The 17,702-nt window shown below is 38.0% G+C and carries 16 protein-coding genes and 2 pseudogenes; 6 read left to right on the plus strand and 12 right to left on the minus strand.

Annotated features, from left to right (window positions below):
- Positions 1 to 12: 12 nt before the first annotated feature.
- The 3 genes from ACFIM1_RS05330 to ACFIM1_RS05340 all read right to left on the minus strand — a co-directional run bounded on the left by ACFIM1_RS05330 (position 13) and on the right by ACFIM1_RS05340 (position 1,980).
- Positions 13 to 207, minus strand: coding sequence for a hypothetical protein (locus ACFIM1_RS05330; RefSeq protein WP_375609416.1), 195 nt, complete (start codon positions 205 to 207; stop codon positions 13 to 15).
- 63 nt (positions 208 to 270) lie between these two features.
- Positions 271 to 1,008, minus strand: a complete 738-nt coding sequence (locus ACFIM1_RS05335; RefSeq protein WP_375609417.1) for a TIR domain-containing protein — start codon at positions 1,006 to 1,008, stop codon at positions 271 to 273.
- A gap of 309 nt (positions 1,009 to 1,317) precedes the next feature.
- Positions 1,318 to 1,980 (minus strand): thiamine phosphate synthase, encoded by a 663-nt coding sequence (locus ACFIM1_RS05340; RefSeq protein ID WP_375606546.1) that lies wholly within the window; start codon positions 1,978 to 1,980, stop codon positions 1,318 to 1,320.
- A 365-nt stretch (positions 1,981 to 2,345) separates the two neighbouring features.
- Between ACFIM1_RS05340 and ACFIM1_RS05345 the strand changes: the two genes are divergently transcribed.
- From ACFIM1_RS05345 to ACFIM1_RS05355, 3 genes are all read left to right on the plus strand, one after another.
- Positions 2,346 to 3,488, plus strand: coding sequence for an OpgC family protein (locus ACFIM1_RS05345; protein WP_375609418.1), 1,143 nt, complete (start codon positions 2,346 to 2,348; stop codon positions 3,486 to 3,488).
- 181 nt (positions 3,489 to 3,669) lie between these two features.
- Positions 3,670 to 4,188: a DUF1465 family protein gene (locus ACFIM1_RS05350; RefSeq protein ID WP_375606544.1), complete on the plus strand. Its 519-nt coding sequence runs from the start codon at positions 3,670 to 3,672 to the stop codon at positions 4,186 to 4,188.
- A 442-nt stretch (positions 4,189 to 4,630) separates the two neighbouring features.
- Positions 4,631 to 4,828, plus strand: a complete 198-nt coding sequence (locus ACFIM1_RS05355) for a hypothetical protein (protein ID WP_375694488.1) — start codon at positions 4,631 to 4,633, stop codon at positions 4,826 to 4,828.
- Between the two features lie 902 nt (positions 4,829 to 5,730).
- On the opposite strand, the gene ACFIM1_RS05360 is transcribed toward ACFIM1_RS05355, so the two are convergent.
- From ACFIM1_RS05360 to ACFIM1_RS05370, 3 genes are read right to left on the minus strand one after another with little or no spacing between them, the layout of a single operon-like run.
- Positions 5,731 to 5,895, minus strand: a complete 165-nt coding sequence (locus ACFIM1_RS05360; RefSeq protein WP_375609419.1) for a hypothetical protein — start codon at positions 5,893 to 5,895, stop codon at positions 5,731 to 5,733.
- A gap of 23 nt (positions 5,896 to 5,918) precedes the next feature.
- A complete protein-coding gene (gene pyk / locus ACFIM1_RS05365) occupies positions 5,919 to 7,355 on the minus strand; it encodes a pyruvate kinase (RefSeq protein WP_375609420.1) in 1,437 nt (478 codons plus the stop codon).
- Positions 7,352 to 7,864 carry a DUF1036 domain-containing protein gene (locus ACFIM1_RS05370; protein ID WP_375609421.1) on the minus strand — a complete coding sequence of 171 codons (513 nt, stop codon included), beginning with the start codon at positions 7,862 to 7,864 and terminating at the stop codon, positions 7,352 to 7,354. Before ACFIM1_RS05370 ends, pyk begins: the two co-directional genes overlap by 4 nt.
- A 238-nt stretch (positions 7,865 to 8,102) precedes the next feature.
- Between ACFIM1_RS05370 and ACFIM1_RS05375 the strand changes: the two genes are divergently transcribed.
- Together ACFIM1_RS05375 and rimJ are read left to right on the plus strand one after the other, a co-directional pair.
- A complete protein-coding gene (locus tag ACFIM1_RS05375) occupies positions 8,103 to 8,363 on the plus strand; it encodes a DUF2312 domain-containing protein (protein WP_375609422.1) in 261 nt (86 codons plus the stop codon).
- 2,302 nt (positions 8,364 to 10,665) lie between these two features.
- Positions 10,666 to 11,229, plus strand: a complete 564-nt coding sequence (rimJ, locus tag ACFIM1_RS05380; RefSeq protein WP_375609423.1) for a ribosomal protein S5-alanine N-acetyltransferase — start codon at positions 10,666 to 10,668, stop codon at positions 11,227 to 11,229.
- 16 nt (positions 11,230 to 11,245) lie between these two features.
- Here the strand turns inward: rimJ and ACFIM1_RS05385 are convergent, their stop codons facing one another.
- The 6 genes and pseudogenes from ACFIM1_RS05385 to ACFIM1_RS05405 form a co-directional block, all read right to left on the minus strand.
- Complete coding sequence (locus tag ACFIM1_RS05385) at positions 11,246 to 11,374, minus strand: hypothetical protein (RefSeq protein WP_375609424.1); 129 nt, start codon at positions 11,372 to 11,374, stop codon at positions 11,246 to 11,248.
- An 87-nt stretch (positions 11,375 to 11,461) separates the two neighbouring features.
- Positions 11,462 to 11,822 (minus strand): annotated as a pseudogene (locus tag ACFIM1_RS05390) (integrase); the annotation flags it as partial.
- A gap of 275 nt (positions 11,823 to 12,097) precedes the next feature.
- Positions 12,098 to 12,347 (minus strand): annotated as a pseudogene (locus ACFIM1_RS09535) (hypothetical protein); the annotation flags it as partial.
- Between the two features lie 546 nt (positions 12,348 to 12,893).
- Entirely contained in the window at positions 12,894 to 14,756 is a 1,863-nt protein-coding gene (locus tag ACFIM1_RS05395; RefSeq protein ID WP_375609442.1) for an ABC-F family ATP-binding cassette domain-containing protein, read from the minus strand.
- Complete coding sequence (locus ACFIM1_RS05400; protein ID WP_375608409.1) at positions 14,756 to 15,142, minus strand: hypothetical protein; 387 nt, start codon at positions 15,140 to 15,142, stop codon at positions 14,756 to 14,758. Before ACFIM1_RS05400 ends, ACFIM1_RS05395 begins: the two co-directional genes overlap by 1 nt.
- Before the next feature lie 104 nt (positions 15,143 to 15,246).
- On the minus strand, positions 15,247 to 15,882 hold the full coding sequence (locus ACFIM1_RS05405) for a thiamine diphosphokinase (protein WP_375608408.1): 636 nt from the start codon (positions 15,880 to 15,882) through the stop codon (positions 15,247 to 15,249).
- 148 nt (positions 15,883 to 16,030) lie between these two features.
- Here ACFIM1_RS05405 and ACFIM1_RS05410 point away from each other — a divergent pair, with 148 nt between their 5' ends.
- Complete coding sequence (locus ACFIM1_RS05410; RefSeq protein ID WP_375609425.1) at positions 16,031 to 17,593, plus strand: M48 family metalloprotease; 1,563 nt, start codon at positions 16,031 to 16,033, stop codon at positions 17,591 to 17,593.
- Positions 17,594 to 17,702 lie beyond the last annotated feature (109 nt).

Consider the following 17,702-nt stretch of genomic DNA (forward strand, 5'->3'; position numbering starts at 1 on the left):
TCTAATGAGAGTCTATCTGCCTCTTAAACTTTGCAAGTGCATCAAAATTATGACAACAGCCCCGCGTTTATCAAAGAGACTAAAATGATTTCTTCCACGGTAATGAATTGCTGTTCCTTCATTAAAATTTGCACAATCGCTTGCTGTTTGAAGAAGGGTGGGGGTAATCATTTCTTTGAGCCTATAGGATGAGTGTGTCTGTGGCATGTGGTGGGGTGCCTTGTAGTTTTAGGTGTGCACTTAAAAAATAAACATAAGCATTATTCAAATTTACTTTAATGCATGAATTGTATCTGTATTAAAAGAGAAATCAGCTTCTTGTAAGCGCTCTATAAGTTTGGGAAATGTTTCTTTTACGTGTTCTTTAAAAGAAAGGTAGTAAACTCCACCAACATCTGAAAGCATTTCAATACCTTCTTTTTGTAGAATAGCAATCCTCTCAAGAGGAAGTGTGGCAGCTAACATGCCCATTTCGAAAATAACGTTTTGTCGTGCACGGGGTTGAATTTTTTCTGCACCTTGAGATATAGCATAACCCATGTCATCATGCGTGAGGAGTACAATACCAAAACTTATAGAACTGTCACAAATTTCTTTTTTCAAAGTTTGAATGATGGGTAAACCATTGCCACTCGTATTTTGTAAGATGTATGGTTTGAGACCAAGCTTGAGAAGAACATTTTCAAGCTCCGTTAAGGCATAACAATCATGGCCATGAACGATAAAGATTTTTTTATTTGAAGGATTGGAAGCAGTTTTTGAGGAAGGAATCGTTGATGTTTCTTCTAGATGCTTTGCTAAATCTTCTATTAACTTTTGTTTTATGTTTTCTTTGCCTTGAACGTTGATTGTTCCTGTGCTTTCATACCAATTAATAACGCCTCCTTCGGAGGTTTTGATCTGATATCCTCTAGAAGAATTAAGTGATAGAGACTTAATTTCTATGATTTTATATCCAGCTGTTTTAACTATATTTTTAAGGTCTTCGACGGTTCCGCTATATTTCACTGTTTGTATTCTTTCAATATTGCTGGCTGTTAATATAAAATGGTGGTTTATTTTTATAACTATTTGAATTTAAAGAGCGCTATGATTTCATTTTCTTATACTATGCACAAAAAGAGACAGTCACCTTCCATTCAATTGATTGAAACGTGGGAAAACTTAACTAAATGATGGGAAATTTTACTGCGTGATGAAGCGATCTGATTGAATTATGAATAAACGAAAAGAATTTTTCTCCTATTTTTATATATCATTATGTTCTCTATAAGAAACACAAAAGTTAACGCTTTATTTATAAATTCTCCTCCTATATTACAAGGGGGTTTTCTCACATTTTTCTTGCATTGTTTTAAGCAGTATTAAGGGGTTGTCGTTCCCAAAAATCACTTCTTCTACAGCAATGAATTCACATCCAGTCTTTAAGGCTTCATCAAAGGTTGAAAAATCGCTTCCTGCTTGCACAACAGCAGGGATTTCCATAATTTCTGCCCACCATGTTGCTAACTGGAGATTGCGGGGGTGAGCATGGGGTTTTTTATCAGCCCCTAATTTGCCAAAAAATAGATAATCAACACCTGTTTCCGCTGCAAGCATAGCACTATGGCGATTGCGTAAATTGCCAAAGCCTATGATTTTTTGTTCCTTTTGCTGATTTTTGAAGCTTTCAAGAGCGTTAAGATCATCTTCTATGTGCAATCCATCAGCCTTTATGCGCCCAGCAATGCGGCTGTCATCAGCGATGAGAAGGGCTGCGTCATGATGTTGAATATCTTCTGCGTAAATTTGCGCTTGTTGTTGTAAAAAAGAGCTATCATCTTTCAACTTTTCAGAATCATAGAGGATGACGCATGCAAAAGACTTTGTTTGTAAAATTTGCTGCAAAAATGTTTGTGGGGTGTTGCGCCGAACATCAAGTGTTAAAATCAACTGAGGGAAAAGAGGTGGATCAATTGGTTTATTTTTTTGTTGTGTCATGTCAAATCCCTGTTTCTTAGAAAAAATAACGCTTAAAAATTAAAGTTTCATTCTATTATGCTTATTTGCGATGAAAGTGACCACCATTTTCACGTAATTTAAAGGATTTGTGGGTGTGTGGAGGCCTGCTTATGAGAAATGAGAGTGTTTTTAAGCATAATATGTTGCCTTTTTGCTGTGATACACGTATGGACGCTTTTCGTTCTTTTGCCTTTAAAAAACTTTTGCCTTTTAAAAAATAAACGCTTAAAATGAAACTTGACACTTAAAAATTAAAATTTCATCCTGTTCATGCTTGTTGGCAATAAGGGTAAGCACCATTTTTATGGGACTTCAAGGGGTTTGCAACGTGTGGGAGTCCACTGATGAAATACCAAGGTGTTCTTGAGTATAATACACAATCTTCTCATCGAGATACACGTATTGATGTTTTTCGTTCTTTAGCCTTATTGACGATTTTCATTAACCATATTCCCGGAACGATCTATGAGTCTTTTACTCATAGAAATTTCGGTTTTTCTGATTGTGCAGAAATATTTGTTTTGCTTTCAGGGGTTTCTCTGGGGTTAAGCTTTCATGCGCGGTTACAGCAAAAATCCTTTGCTTTTATTATCCGAAAACTTTGGTACAGAGCTCTGCAGCTCTATGGTGCATATCTTTTTACGACTTTTGTAACTTTAAGCCTTTTTTTAGGGGCATTTTTCTTATGGCGAACAGAAAAACTTTTATCAATGAACAATGTAGGACTCTTTTTTAAAGAGCCTGTTATCGCATTTTTGAGTACCTTAAGCTTTGGCCATCAATTGGGATATAATAATATTCTTCCTCTTTATATCGTTTTGATGTTTTTTGCGCCTTTTATCCTTTATTTGAGTTGTAAACAGACAAAATGGCTGCTTTTGGGCTCCTTTACACTGTATCTTATCTGCGGATTTTATAAAATTGCTCCTCCTTCTTATCCTTTAGAGGGAAAGTGGTTTTTAAATCCTTTGTCTTGGCAATTCTTATTTGTCATAGGATTGACCAGTACTTTAGCGCTTAAACAAGGAAAAAAAATCGCGTTTCAGTCTTTTTGGATTGTTTGTGCGGCAGCGTATCTCTTGTTGGCGCTGTTATGGGTTCGCTTAAACTGGTGGGGCATTTTGGGCTGGCTTGGCTGGTCTTCCCCGTTGATGAACTTTAATAAAACCTTTTTAAGCTTGCCACGTTTACTTCATGTTCTTGCATTAACCTTTCTCATTTTTTCTTTGCCACATGTCAATAAATGGTTTTATGTCTCTCCAAAACATCCTTTAGCAATTTTAGGAAAACATAGTTTACCGGTCTTTGTAACGGGAACCATTTTTGCGATGTTTGGACAAATTGTAAAAACAGTGATGACAGAAACGGTTTTTTCCGATACCTTCTTAATAATAACGGGTATTGCTTTGCAATTTGGAGTCGCTTATTATTGTGAAAAACGGCAATCTTGGCAGTGGTCCTTTTCAAGGAAAATGATCCGTTTATAAAAAACATTCCTATAGTGTTTGTTTGGCGCGTTAACCTTAGTATAAAAAGCGCGTTGCGCAAAAGATTTAAAAGAGGTAGCAATTTTAAAAAAAAAGCATTCTATACAGCAATAAAAGAAACTTTTTAATCCTCTGTTCGTTAAGGGGTATGATTTTGTGCTGATACTTGGAGTATAAAAGCGTGAGCGTACATAAACGTCCATATGATGAACCTATTATCATGATTGAGCATAATGCTTTTGAAAATGCTTTTAATCGTCTCTATGAAGAAACAATGGCGCTGATTGAAAAAACTGCAGCATACATTGACTCAGAAGGGAAATTAGTGGCACGTTCCCTTTCAACAGAAGTTTCTGCAATCTATGCGAAAGAGGCTATGTATTTAAGTACACGACTTATGCAAATCGCTTCTCAACTCCTTCTTCTTCGAGCAGAGCGCGAAGGGGAAATGTCATCAGAACAAATAAAAAAGGAAATTGTAAAAGTATCTCTTCATACACCGACATTGGAACTTGAAACCCATCATTGGCATGAATTGCCAGAAACTTTTCGCCAATTTGTTTCTCATTCATTGCGTTTAGAAGCGCGCATAACCTATTTGCGTGCTGGGTGGGAAACTGCGGCCTCCTGTACCTTAGAAGATGATAATCCAGTAGGAAAACAAATCGAATTGCTCAAAACAGCCTTTGGGCGTTCTTAGAGGTACTCCCCTTGTTTTGCGCGAAGGGAAAATATCATCAGAACAAATAAAAAAGGAAATTGTAAAAGTGTCACTTCATACACCGACATTGGAATTTTTCCCTTTTATTGGCATGAATTGCCAGAAACTTTCCGCCAATTTATTTCTCATTCATTGCGTTTAGAAGCGTGCATTTTGTTTCATTTAGAGATGCTGCTGTAGTTTAAGCGCTTTGGTCAATAAGCGGCCGCTGTATCTTGAACGATGATAATCCAGTGGAAAAATAAATCGAATTACTGAAAACAGCTTTTGGGCATTCTGAGAAAAATAGCTCCTTGCTTCTTTCTTGAGATATTTAGAGCAGTATATCCATTTTTTACAACCAAAATTTCACAACGAAAACCAATCTAGAGTGCTTTTCCCCCCTCATTTCTACTTGAGTCTAGAAAAAGATCTTAAGCTTATGGCAAAAAGGTTTTGTTTTCAAACGATGGAATGGGATGTAATTGATCTTTTAGAGAATCGGCTCCAATTTATTGCAGCTGGAACACTTTCTTTTGATATATCGTGTGGTTTTGTTTTGGCTATGAAAATAATCAGACTATGCCAAATATCGCAAGGTCCTATAAATCAATTTATACTCTATAATTTATGCCTATAAAGTTGCTGTAAAGCGTGTGTTAATGAGAGACGTATTGTTTCAATTTTTGGGTTTTTCTTGTTTTTAATGGACGCTATATCTCTCACATAAAATAAAATATCCAGAATAAAGTGCCATACAATGCCCCATATAGTCCATGTAAGATCATGGGATTGTGATAGACATATTAAAAAATACTTCCCAATTATTATTCACCTCCATACTATAAAACTCCGTCATTTGACGATATAGTTTTTGCACCTGAACTACCTAGAAAATGAAACTCGTCGAGAAGAGCCGTATCATTTACAAACCAGCGTAAGTTAAGAATTTTCATTCCTTAAGACAGGAAAAAAGCCCACCCCAAAGATTATATTCATCTCCCACAATTTCAAACATCATCAACAACAATAATAACGCTTGAAAATATCCCCTACCACCATTTTTATCCTTATAACACAACAATACGCCCCTCTTCCCAACTCTCAAAAATCTCTACGCTTAATAAAAGAGAAAGCCAGCACCATCACACACTTTGCCAACCCTCATTGTTGCGATAAGCTCTTAGAACTTAAAACGATTTATAAGAAGTATTTTTAGTCTTTTCTTATACAGTTTTTACCCACATGGCCCACCCGCTTGTGACATTCAAACAAATAGTTATGATTGACTCAACATAAACAAATTTCAAATAAGGAAAATTTACAGTTTTAGAGATTCTAATTCAAGACAAATAACGCTATATTATCATTATAAATCAATATATTGCCTATTGATTATGACAATGCATAAAGCCAATGCCATTTGCATAAAAACCGCGCATAAGAACACGAAACACATTCACCCATCACTTTGTTTATGACATCTAAATAACTCACTTTTTAGGGATACAATCTTATTCGATTCTACTGGCAATTTTCCCATCAATGCCGCACTATAACCACAACTTTTTCAAGATAACGACCAAAAGCAGATTTAACAGACAACATCACCACATCCCGCTCCCAAATCTGATGTCCAAATACCGTGCTGTTTCCACAATAGGCGATAAGCAGTAACAGGTCGATTGGAGCCTTCACGAAAAGCACACACTCCTAGTTCCCTAAACAGCTTAAATCCCCTTCGTTCCATCCTGAGAAACAGAAGCAATACGTAAAAGGTTTGTGGCCCCAGGCGTTCCAAGGGGAACACCAGCTGTTACAAGGAAACGATCCCCTCCTTGGCAAAAACCTTCCTGAAACGCAATGGCTGCTGCTCGATCAACCATATCTTCTAAATTGCGAGCATCTTCACTCACAACACAATGAAGCCCCCAAACGAGAGCCAAACGCCGTGCTGTTTCTACAATGGGCGATAAAGCAATAATAGGTCGATTGGGACGTTCACGAGAAGCGCGCACCCCGGTTGTTCCTGAAGTCGTATAGGCAACAATAGCTGATAATGCAAGCGTTTCAGAAATCTGACGTGCTGCAAGAGAAATTGCATCCGTTCCTGTTGATTCTGGTGCAGGATGTTGTGCTCCAACCTGAGCAGCATAAGTATGATCTTGTTCGATTTGCCGTGCGATTCGATCCATCATAAGCACGGCTTCTTCAGGATAACGACCAGAAGCAGATTCAGCAGACAACATCACCGCATCTGTTCCAGCATAAACGGCTGTCGCAACATCTGACACCTCTGCGCGTGTCGGAACTGGAGATGTGATCATTGATTCGAGCATTTGTGTTGCCACCACAACAGGCTTTCCTGCTAAACGACAAGCTTTTATGAGCTCCATCTGAAGTGCAGGAACCTTTTCCAAAGGCATTTCCACTCCAAGATCTCCCCGTGCAATCATAATACCATCAGATACATCAATAATCTTCTCTATATGCTCCAAGGCCTGAGGTTTTTCGATTTTAGCCATCAAAGACACCTTGCTTTTCGTCAACTGACGCACCGCTATAATATCTTCCGGACGCTGAATAAAAGAAAGAGCAACCCAATCAACAGGCTGCTGTAAAAGAGCCTGAAGATCCTCTTTATCTTTTGACGTCATCGCATCAAAAGGCAAAATGGTATCGGGAAAACTCACACCTTTTCGATCAGAAATACGGGATCCAGCAACCACACGACACTGGACAGAATAACCATCACATAACTCTGCACGTAGTTCCAGTTTTCCATCATCAATCAACAACCGGTCGCCTGGTTTAACAGCCGAAAATACATCCTCATGAGGGAAAAAAACACGCTGCGCATCACCAAGAACATCGTGATTATCTAATGTAAAGCTTTGCCCAACACGCAAATCCTCTTGACCTTTGGCAAAAGAACCAACACGTAGTTTTGGCCCCTGAAGATCCACTAAAATACCAATGGGTCTCTGAACCGTTTTTTCAACTTTTCGTATGGACTTAACCAAATCACCCATTGTGTCACGATCAGTATGACTCATATTAAGACGAAAAACGTCTGTTCCTGCCCTAAAAAGCTTTTCAATCATCGAACGAGAAAAAGAAGAAGGACCAAGAGTCGCAATAATTTTTACTTTACGTGCACGTTTCACGGTGGAGAATTTCCTGAAAGAGAAGGTATAACTGAATTGTTTAGCAAAGATTCATCCGTCAACTGTACCATCCAACTGGTTTGATTTCCGGTATCGATTTCTTTAAATCCAGCTTTTTGATATCCTCGAGGGAAACAATCATGAACCCCTTGAATTGTAAATTGGCTATCTTGCACACACATAGTTACAGAACCTGCCCAATTTCCTTTTTTTTGTGCCCCTTCCGCATAAAAATAATAAAACCGTGAAGCAAGAGGCCCCTCAATTAAGGTTTTACACTCTGTGACGGGAACCACCCACCAGCCTTCGCTCACCCACCCGAAAAACGTACGATATCCAAGAGCAACCCCAACAGACTGTTGGGTTGTATTACAAACTCTAAAGTCAGCTTTTGCAAAAATGACAAGGGGAAACAAGAGCAAAATGCTCGAGAGAAAAACCTTTAATCCTTTCTGAAACGCCCAATCTTTTTTGTTAAAAATCACAAAAACTTCCTTTATAATGCCCATTTTTAAAACAAATTAAACATCTCTTTTTTCAAAAGCCTTTCAAGTCAAAAAATATATTTTATATTTTTCTTTTTATAGCCCTTTTATCAATGCATATATTTTAAAAATTTTACAAAATATTTAAAGTCAATTTGTAAAAAAACTGTGTAGCTTGATTTACTTTTTGTTTTTCAAGCTTTTTCAATACAAATTTATCGTTGAAAAACAACTTAAAACATATAACCTGGAGAAAAATATAATGAACGATACAGTAACTGATAAAACACACGCTATATCCGTAAACCAATTACGCTCTTTTATCGAACGTATTGAACGCCTAGAAGAAGAGAAAAAAACCATTTCTGATGATATTAAAGACGTTTATACTGAACTTAAAGGCTCTGGTTTTGATAGTAAAGCTGTTCGAAGCATTATACGCCTGCGTAAAAAAGAAGAACATGAACGAATGGAAGAAGAAGCAATCATTGAGCTATATAAAAATGCGCTTGGTATGAATTAACACCATTGAGAACATTGGGAATTTTCCTAAGAAAAGAAAATGGAAAATGCAAAAAAGCGAATGAATACATAAAAATTTCAACCAACAATAAGCAGTTTGTGTAACTTGTGAAGAGACTATCGATCACAGAATACATGCCATTGCAACAGCCCTCACATTTGAAAGGATTTATGCAAAGCCTTTTTATTATCCAACCATTTTTACCCATACGAGCCCTCACGCGTAAGCCAACCCTTTTTGTGCGTGCAAGAGAAGGGGTTTGATTGCTTCAACTTATAAGGTTTGAAATAAGAAAATCTCACAATATTCTGAAAATTCATTCAACATGCAAAATATAAATTATCTTTATAAATCAATATGATAAATAATTTGTGTATAGATGACTGGAAGGGGCATACTATCTCTTGAACCCCAAATTATTCTTATAGCGCAATCAGTCGTTAAGATGCAAAGTGAGACAGGTAAAATGAAAGTACCAGATAACTGATGATATACCTGATTTTACACAAATCACATGGCAAAAGAGCTGCTGCGGATTAAACCGTAAGAACATTCCCTTTAAAATAGGATGATAAACGTCTTACGAAACGATTACATCTCTGCACACAAATTAAAAGTATAAAAAGCAAAAAATGGAGAATGATCATGAAGCATACATGACACAATCATTTAAAGGAAAAGACAGGCATTTAAAGGAAAAGACAGAACCGTTACAAAATAAATCATTCACAACGGCGCATTCAATCACCAAAATTTTATGCATTCCCATTTGCGTACAGTACTTTCTCCCCACACAAAGACAAAGCCCCTTACCAAGACTAATTTGCAAACAATTCGGCTTCTTTTTTAGCATATTGCCCTTGGTTTCCCACTCATAGGACTGCTTCACAAGACTCTACAGGCAAGCCCTACCTTGACTATTTAGCACACACTCTAAAATCACTTAATAAATCTTGCATGTCTTATATCACCACCATAAATGACGATATTTTACAGGACAACAGAATATGATGAGACATTTTTACTCCTTTCTTTAATGTTTTTTTTATCTTATGTATGCCGTAAAACACCGTTGTTTAGAGCGATGATATAAGGCATGAAAAGCTTTACATATTAAGTGTTTTTAGATATCGTGATCAGTATTCGGGGCTGTGCTTGTCTGTCGCGCGCCTATGAAGTAAACTGCGTGAGTAGTCAGCAGGTGGAACCTGCCATGAAAAGGTGAACCGTTGACAAGCCAATGGCGAGTAAGAATCTCTATCCTTTGAGGTGTGAGGAGAAGATCAACCTCATAGCTCTTTCCGTTTGTAACGTGCAAGCAAAGGATTTTGATTGACTCAACATAGAATAGATTTTAAATGAGAAAGTCTTACGGTATTCAGAATTTTAACCCACTAATGAGCAATACTAAATTATTATAAATCAATATCTTGCCATAAAAGAGAAATTTTACCATAAACAAAGTGCACTTAACAATTATGATCCGTAATGGTATCTGATTCTTTGCAATATTTCTCTTTCCTCTTCAAATGATCATTGCTAATGAAACCGTTAACTTTCCACTTTTTGAAAGTGATTTGCTCCAAACACAATATGAGAATTCTCTCCCCCTTCTATTACAAGTAGAAAAATCGTTTCAAATGTTTATAAACAGCTCTGAAAAAAATAAAAATGCTAATGCCAAAAGAAAAAGAAGAGTTAAACTTTTACGCAAAAACAGTGAAGCACTTCCGCTAATATCTAGAATATTGTAAAAAATATCAATCGCTTTTTCTTGTTCTTCACACTTAGCTTTATTGTCATGGTTCTCGATAAAGAGAGTATCATCACAGCATAAAGTGTTATCAAATCCTCAAGCTATGCAAAACATGCCTCATCAACAAATCGCAGCTATAGGACAAAAAAACAACATAAAGCAAATCCGTCTTAGTAAGCAGTTTTATACACTGAAAAATTTTCCTAAATAAATCGCTGCTTTGCAAAAAACAAAAAGATATTTGAAAAATTTCATGAAAAATATATGGCTTCGTAAACAAGCAGACACCATTTATACACATCCCTGAATATTGCTATAAACCTTGGTATTCGAGAGTATTCATAATAAAGTATTCCCTTTAGATCTTATACCCTCAACACGCCAATCCCACTTGTAACAGACAAGTAAAGTGATCCTCATCGATTCTAAAATGAGAAGCATTGTGATAAGAGAAACTTACTGTATTCAACGTTATAATTTAAATTTTAAAATGATAATTTATCACAATAAATTGACGTTTATTGTAACGTCTAGGAAAAGAGAACGATGTCCATTAAAACAAAGCGAACCATTTCCACATTAATCGGTTTAAAAGATGCAGCAGAACTGTCTTCTTATTCCTTGCGTAATGCGATTCATCTGCACCCTTGGGAACCCATAAGATCTGATGATTACTACACCCTAACAGCTTGGAAAACACGAGCCAATGCTTATTCTTGTGAAAGCGCACAAGGACAAGCATACCGATATGCCGTACGATTAAAAAATGAAAACACAATTATCGGTATTGTCAACTTTACAAATGTGGTTCGTGGTGTTTTTCAAGCCTGTCATCTTGGTTTTTCTCTTGATGAAAAACAACAAGGCAAAGGTCTCATGTTCGAGAGCTTATCGGCTCTGATACGCCATATCTTTCACGTTTATTATCTGCATAGAATCATGGCAAATTATATGCCTGAGAACACAAGAAGCGAAACTTTACTCAAGCGCCTTGGTTTTGCAAAAGAAGGCTATGCCAAAGACTATCTGATGATTTCTGGCAAATGGCGAGATCACATTCTCACTTCCCGAATAAATGATTTAACCTCAACAAACGATAAAACGCTATAGAGTTTTTACCAAATATTTAAATATACCAACGGCCTTCCCCCTTCAAGGATCCCCCTCCCCGCGCCAGTTTACAAACAAGAATCTGTAACCCCATCTCGTTTTTCTTAAAGCCGCTTACCCCTCCTAACCACTTCATGGAATTCATATCACCACACCTCAAAGAACGCTGTTTCATGAAACATGCAAGATCATGAACACCTCATGGATAAATTAACATACCTCTTCCCCTCTAAACAGGGAAGCAGTCTAATTTTGATAAAATATGAAGTTTTAAGGGTAAAAACTGATTTCCAGTCTTACCATCATCTTTTAATTCAGCTTTACGACTTTCAAAAAAGTATCCAGAGCAATTTTTTGTAAGTAACAGAGATTACGCATTGCCTCACGCTTTTGTTTATAACATGCTTTAATGGGCTTCACATTCCTTACGAAAAACAGAACGCCATTGGGTTGCCAATTCATGGACTTGTTTTTAAAGAAACATCTCTCAATGCTCCAAAGCCATTTTACAGCATCAACCATGAATGGTATAACAATAAAGCCATTGAGCAACCCCATTCTTTATACTTATGAAGAAGTAAGCCTAAAATCACACACTTTCTCCCCCAATATTACCGGCAACCCTTAGCACTTAAGACGGTGCATTATAGGCATTTTTAATCCTTTTTTGTACAGTTTTTACCCATATGGCTACCGACTTGTGACGTGCAAGCAAATGGTTTTGGTTGATTCAACATGGGACAAATTTGAAATGAGAGAATTGTACATTATTCGGGACTCTAATTCAAGTTGAACAACGTTAAACTATCATTATAAATCAATATGTTGACTTCATTATGGCATTTTACAGAACAATAAAATATAAACCTTACGAATCCGCAGATATTTCTTTTGCACGCTTTTTGCATAAAAATTCCAGCTGTTTTTTGTGTGCAAGTATTTTTTCCAACGCTGTTGATAAAAGCACAAAATATTCTTTATCATTGCAATAGGAGGGCTGGAACAAGGAGCTCTTGTTCAATCTTTTTTATTTCATTGTGCAAAATAGCGATTTCTTCAGGAAATTTTTCCAATGCTTACATCTGTTTATAAGACAATTTGCTTCGTGTTTTTTCTCCCGTCCTATCAAGCGACCATATATCGATAAAGCTTTACACATTATAATATATTTATAATGATAATTTATCATTACCCTTCTTCAATAAGAATCCCAATTATCGTAGGATTTTCTCATCTCTAATCTTCTTATTCTGAATTATAAAAATCACATCTCTTGCGCATCATAAGCTGGATTGGCTTACAAGCTCAAGACGACATAGAGATAAAAACTAAGAAGAACTAAATATATCCCATGAGTCCTTTTAGACGCAAGAACTGTAGCACATTGGAAGCTAAACAAAGTGTGCGATGGTGCTGACGTGCTTGCATACAGAACATTTTGAAAAACTCACCGCTACAATAATTTTTTCTTTATCAAGAATTGTACAAAAAAGCCAAACGAAAAAAATTGAGAAAAGTAAAATGTTCTTTAAGCATCCATTAACCATAATCATAACTTTTAACCGTAATCAAAAGCATGTTTTCCACATCTGCTCTTTATAATTTAATGCCCTAAAACACTATACATAAAGTAATGATATAAGACTTTTAAAATATCTTAAACATTAACGTGAACACGCTTTCATTTCTTCGCGTAAAATTTCAAGTTCTAGCCATTCTTCTTGCTTTTGTGTGCAAGTATTTTTCTTTTTTTCCAATGCCGTTGATAAACGCTCAAAACGTTCTTTATCGCGGCAATAAAGGGTTGGATCAGAGAGCTCTTGTTCAATCTTTTTTATTTCATTGTGCAAAATAGCGATTTCTTCAGGCAATTTTTCTAATGCATAAACCTGCTTATAAGACAATTTACCTCGTGTTTTTTTCTCCCGCCCTACCAAGCTATGATCTGTTGATGAGTCCTGCTTTGAAAGCTCACCCGCTTGAGATTTTGAAGGTGCTTTACGCTGCGATAATTCTGTTTTTTTGCGTTGTAAACGAAGAGCATGCTGGTTTTGCGCTATCATATCACTATAGCCACCCGCATACAAAACCCAATGACCATCACCTTGAGGTGCCAACATATGCGTTACAGTACGATCTAAAAAGTCTCTGTCATGACTGACCAACAATACTGTTCCCGCAAAATCAGCAATAAATTCTTGCAACAAATCCAAAGTTTCCATATCCAAATCATTGGTCGGTTCGTCAAGAATCAAAAAGTTTGCAGGACGCGAAAGAAGGCGTGCAAGCATGAGGCGTGCTCTTTCTCCCCCTGAAAATTCTTTAAGGGGAGTACGTGCTTGTTCAGGCAAAAATAAAAAGTCTTTCATATAAGAAACGACATGCCGCTCCAGCCCGTTGATCACAAGAGTATCTCCCCTTCCTCCCGTTAAATAATGCGCTAAAGTTTCTTCTTCATTTAAAATACGTTGCTGATCTAGCAATGCCATAGAGAGGTTATAGCCATACCTCACCGTTCCGCTATCCAAGGCTTCTTGCCCAATTAATGCAGAAAGGAGCGTTGTCTTTCCGATACCATTGGGCCCTACCAAACCGATTCGATCACCCCGCTGAATGCGCAAAGAGAAATCTTTCACGATCATGCGCTCACCATAGGATTTTGAAATTTTCTTTGCTTCAAGCACCAATTGCCCAGAATCATGACTTTTCGCTGCTGTCAAAAGTGCATTTCCTGGCTGCCCTTTATAGGTTTGATGACGCTGTCTTAAGTCTTTTAATTCGGCTAAGCGCCGTACGTTACGCTTACGCCGTGCGCTCACGCCATAACGCAACCATTGCTCTTCACGAGCAATTTGGCGCCCCAATTTATGCTGTTCGATGGCTTCTTCTTCCAGTGCTTTATCACGCCAATTTTCAAATTCTGAAAAACGCTTTTCCAGTCTTTTGGTTGTGCCACGATCAAGCCATACCGTTGACCGCGTAACATTTTCTAAAAATCGCCGATCGTGGGAAATCACCACAATCGCTGAACGCAAAGAAGACAAAACAGCTTCCAGCCATTCAATAGTTGGTAAATCAAGATGATTGGTTGGTTCATCTAAGAACAAAATATCGGGTTTTGCAGCAATGGCCCGTAACAACGAAACACGCCGCTTTTCGCCTCCCGAAAGCGTTTCCAATTTTTCCGTCCCCGAAAACCCTAAATTTGTGCGAAGCGTATTGATCCACTGGACATCAGATGTATCGTCCAGCCCCGCCTCCATATAAGCGTTAATATCTTCAAATCCTGAACAATCTGGATTTTGTGAGACATAACGGAGCGTCACTTGTGGGTGGCGAAAAATTTCGCCACCATGAGGTTCTAACATTCCTGCGGCAATTTTTAACAGGGTCGATTTTCCACAACCATTACGGCCGACCAGCGCTATACGCGCTCCCCGCTCAACCGATAAAGAAGCTTGGTTGAACAAAGGTGTTGTTCCAAAGTTTAGGAAAATGCGGTCAAGCCGCAGTAATGGCACTACCATTAATGAACGCGGCGCGGACAAGGTGCTTTATACATCACCCCTCTTGCATCACGGTAAGCACACAATTGCCGTACAGGGACTCTCTGCCCACAAGGTGCTTGGTAAACATGCCCTCTACGACCACGATACGTGCACAATTGTGATGCCTGTCTTTGTTGTTTTCTTTGATTTGCGGCTGCACCGGTTACTGTTCCAGCCAAAGCACCAAATGCTGCACCGGTAAGCGCGGCTCCAGCCGTACTTCCACCAATAGCAGTTCCAGCCAAAGCACCGATTGCTGCCCCTCCTACGCCGTAACGTGCAACACGTTCATCATTTGTAGTACAAGCAACCGAACTGAAACCAATGGCTGAAACAACGGCCACTTTAAAAATTGATTTTAACATATCAAAACCTTTCCTTCTCAAGATCAATACAAATTATATCGTTTATGTCAGCACTTCATCACTAGAGCCCCCCCCTGCCTTATTTAAAATATATTGGAAGAGCTTTACGGAATAGGCACAGACGCTAGCAATATAGCTTTTCCAGAACCTAAATGGCAAGAAAAGGTTCCAAAAATACGGTTAGAAAGTGTTAAAGAAGAGCCAAATGACACATTTTTATCACAAATCGGCCATTTTACTCCTGTAAGCGTTAAGCCTTGTAAATCAGAAAAACCGATAATACTAAACAAACACCCTTTAGGCAAATCATATGAATAAGGTTTTGGCAAAACCGGCCAACCTTCTTCCGAACCGCTTGTCAACAACACTGCAATGCCGCTTTCAGCCATCATCAACGCTTGCGTCATATGAGAAAGGCTATGATCACTTCGCTCCCCTCCCAAAGCACCGCATAAAATAAGCTTTTTAGCACCCTTTTGCAGCGCTCTTTCACATGCCAGAGCACTATCTGTCATATCTTTATCAGAGGGAAAAATTTCACGAGGAATATGACTATATTGGCGGATTAAATTCTCATCTGATGAATCAAAATCTCCTAACCACAATTCAGGCATCACATTAAGCATTGCCGCATGACGCATACCACCATCCGCAGCAATTACCCGACTGTTTTGAATTTGATTAAGCAAACGATCAGTGATACAAATGTCACCATTTAACAATATCGTAAATGTTGTCATGCCATTCTTTGCCTTTCACAAAATTTCCTTGTATAGTGCACCATTTTGTAAATGAGAGCCATTTTTTATAAACAATAACCGTGATATAGCCAAACGAACCCTTACCCTTAAAGCTTGTCTTACAAAAATACACAATACAAAGATACAAATGAGATTTGCCAAATTACACCGTCGCAACAACATGCATCGTGAACCAATGCGCCCTATTTTTCAACGAAATTTTCTTTTTCGCCCGCCCATGTGTAGAGCAACTTTCATAAGTCTCATGCTTCTCCTTTCCGCTTGTCATGCACCCCTTTCTCAAAATGACAAGCTTTCTTCCATTTCTTCTAAAACTATTAAAAGTGTCAACAATCACAATATCTATGTCACATTAAGCGCTCTGCAACACCCACGTATTCTACAAATGTATGACGGCGCTTATTATGATGTAAAACTTGAACACCTTTTAGCAAAGATTGTCCGTAAACTAACAATTGCATCACACAATTCTCATCAAAGCTATTTTGTAACAATTTTAAATTCAGAAAGTGTCAATGCATTTGCGCTCCCCAATGGTTCGATCTACATCACCCGTGGCATGCTGGCATTAGCCAATGATTCTTCAGAAGTTGCAGCAATTTTAGCCCATGAGATAGCACATATCAGAGCCAATCATGGTATTTTACGCCTACAAAAAGAAACTGAATTGAAGATGAAAAATCGCATATCCCCTCGTCTTCTTTCTTCTATGGATCAAAAACTTCACACACCCATACAAAACAAGCAACAACTCGCACAATTTTCCCGTAATCAAGAGCTAGAAGCAGATTCTCTTGCCCTCGAAATGCTCCAACAAGCAGGATACGATCCGTTTGCTTCACCCCGCTTTCTTCAAACAATGGAAGCCTATAGTGCTTTACGTAATATCTCCGGTACCCAAAATGCCTCTCTAGATTTTCTAGCCTCTCACCCAACCACCCCTCAACGCATTCGGCTTGCGATAGAAAAAGCGCGTCAAATTAGTAAAGAGAAGAGTAAAATAACCGATCGTGATTCTTTTCTCAAAAGCATTGATGGCATGATTTTTGGAGGAGGATTTTATACAGGTTTTGTACGAGGCAACCAATTTATTCACCCACAATTGCGCATCGCTTTTTCTGTTCCGAATAATTTTACGATAGAACATTCAGCACACACTGTTTGGGCCAGTGGACCAGATAACATTGCGATTCGTTTTGATGCTATTCCACATCCTGCTGGACTATCTACAAGTGACTATTTGAAAAGCGGAGGGATTATTGGACTAGACCAATCATCCATCCGCCCCATCACAATTCAAGGACTTACGAGTCAGGGTTTTCAAAGCCAGAGTTTACTTGGAGCACACGCCCGTGCGACCCATGAGCAATGGCAATTTGATGTGGTTGTCATTTTGTTTAACAATCATCTCTTTCGTTTTCTGACAGCCGCCCCGCATAATTCTCAAAATTTTGCAGAAGTTGCCCAAAAAACGGTACAAAGCTTTCATTCTCTTTCTTCTTCACAGTTAAAAAAATTAAAGCCTTTAAAAATCCATGTTGTCCGCGTTAAACAAGGAGAAGATGTTACAAACCTTGCAAATAAAATGCAACACACACCAGAAAAAGAAAAACTCTTCCGCATTCTCAACGCCCTCTCACCAACGCAAACTTTACCCGCAGGTACAAAAGTGAAAATTATTACAGAATAAGCCTTTCTTCTCATCCGTTACAGCCTTGATTCTTTTCTGTCTGTATCAAGCCTTGCCCTTTTAAAACATATCCGAAAATGAAATGAAGCATTGTAAAAACCAACGTCAT

This window comes from Bartonella sp. AC158YNML, assembly GCF_042196725.1.
In the GTDB taxonomy this organism is placed as follows: Bacteria; Pseudomonadota; Alphaproteobacteria; order Rhizobiales; family Rhizobiaceae; genus Bartonella.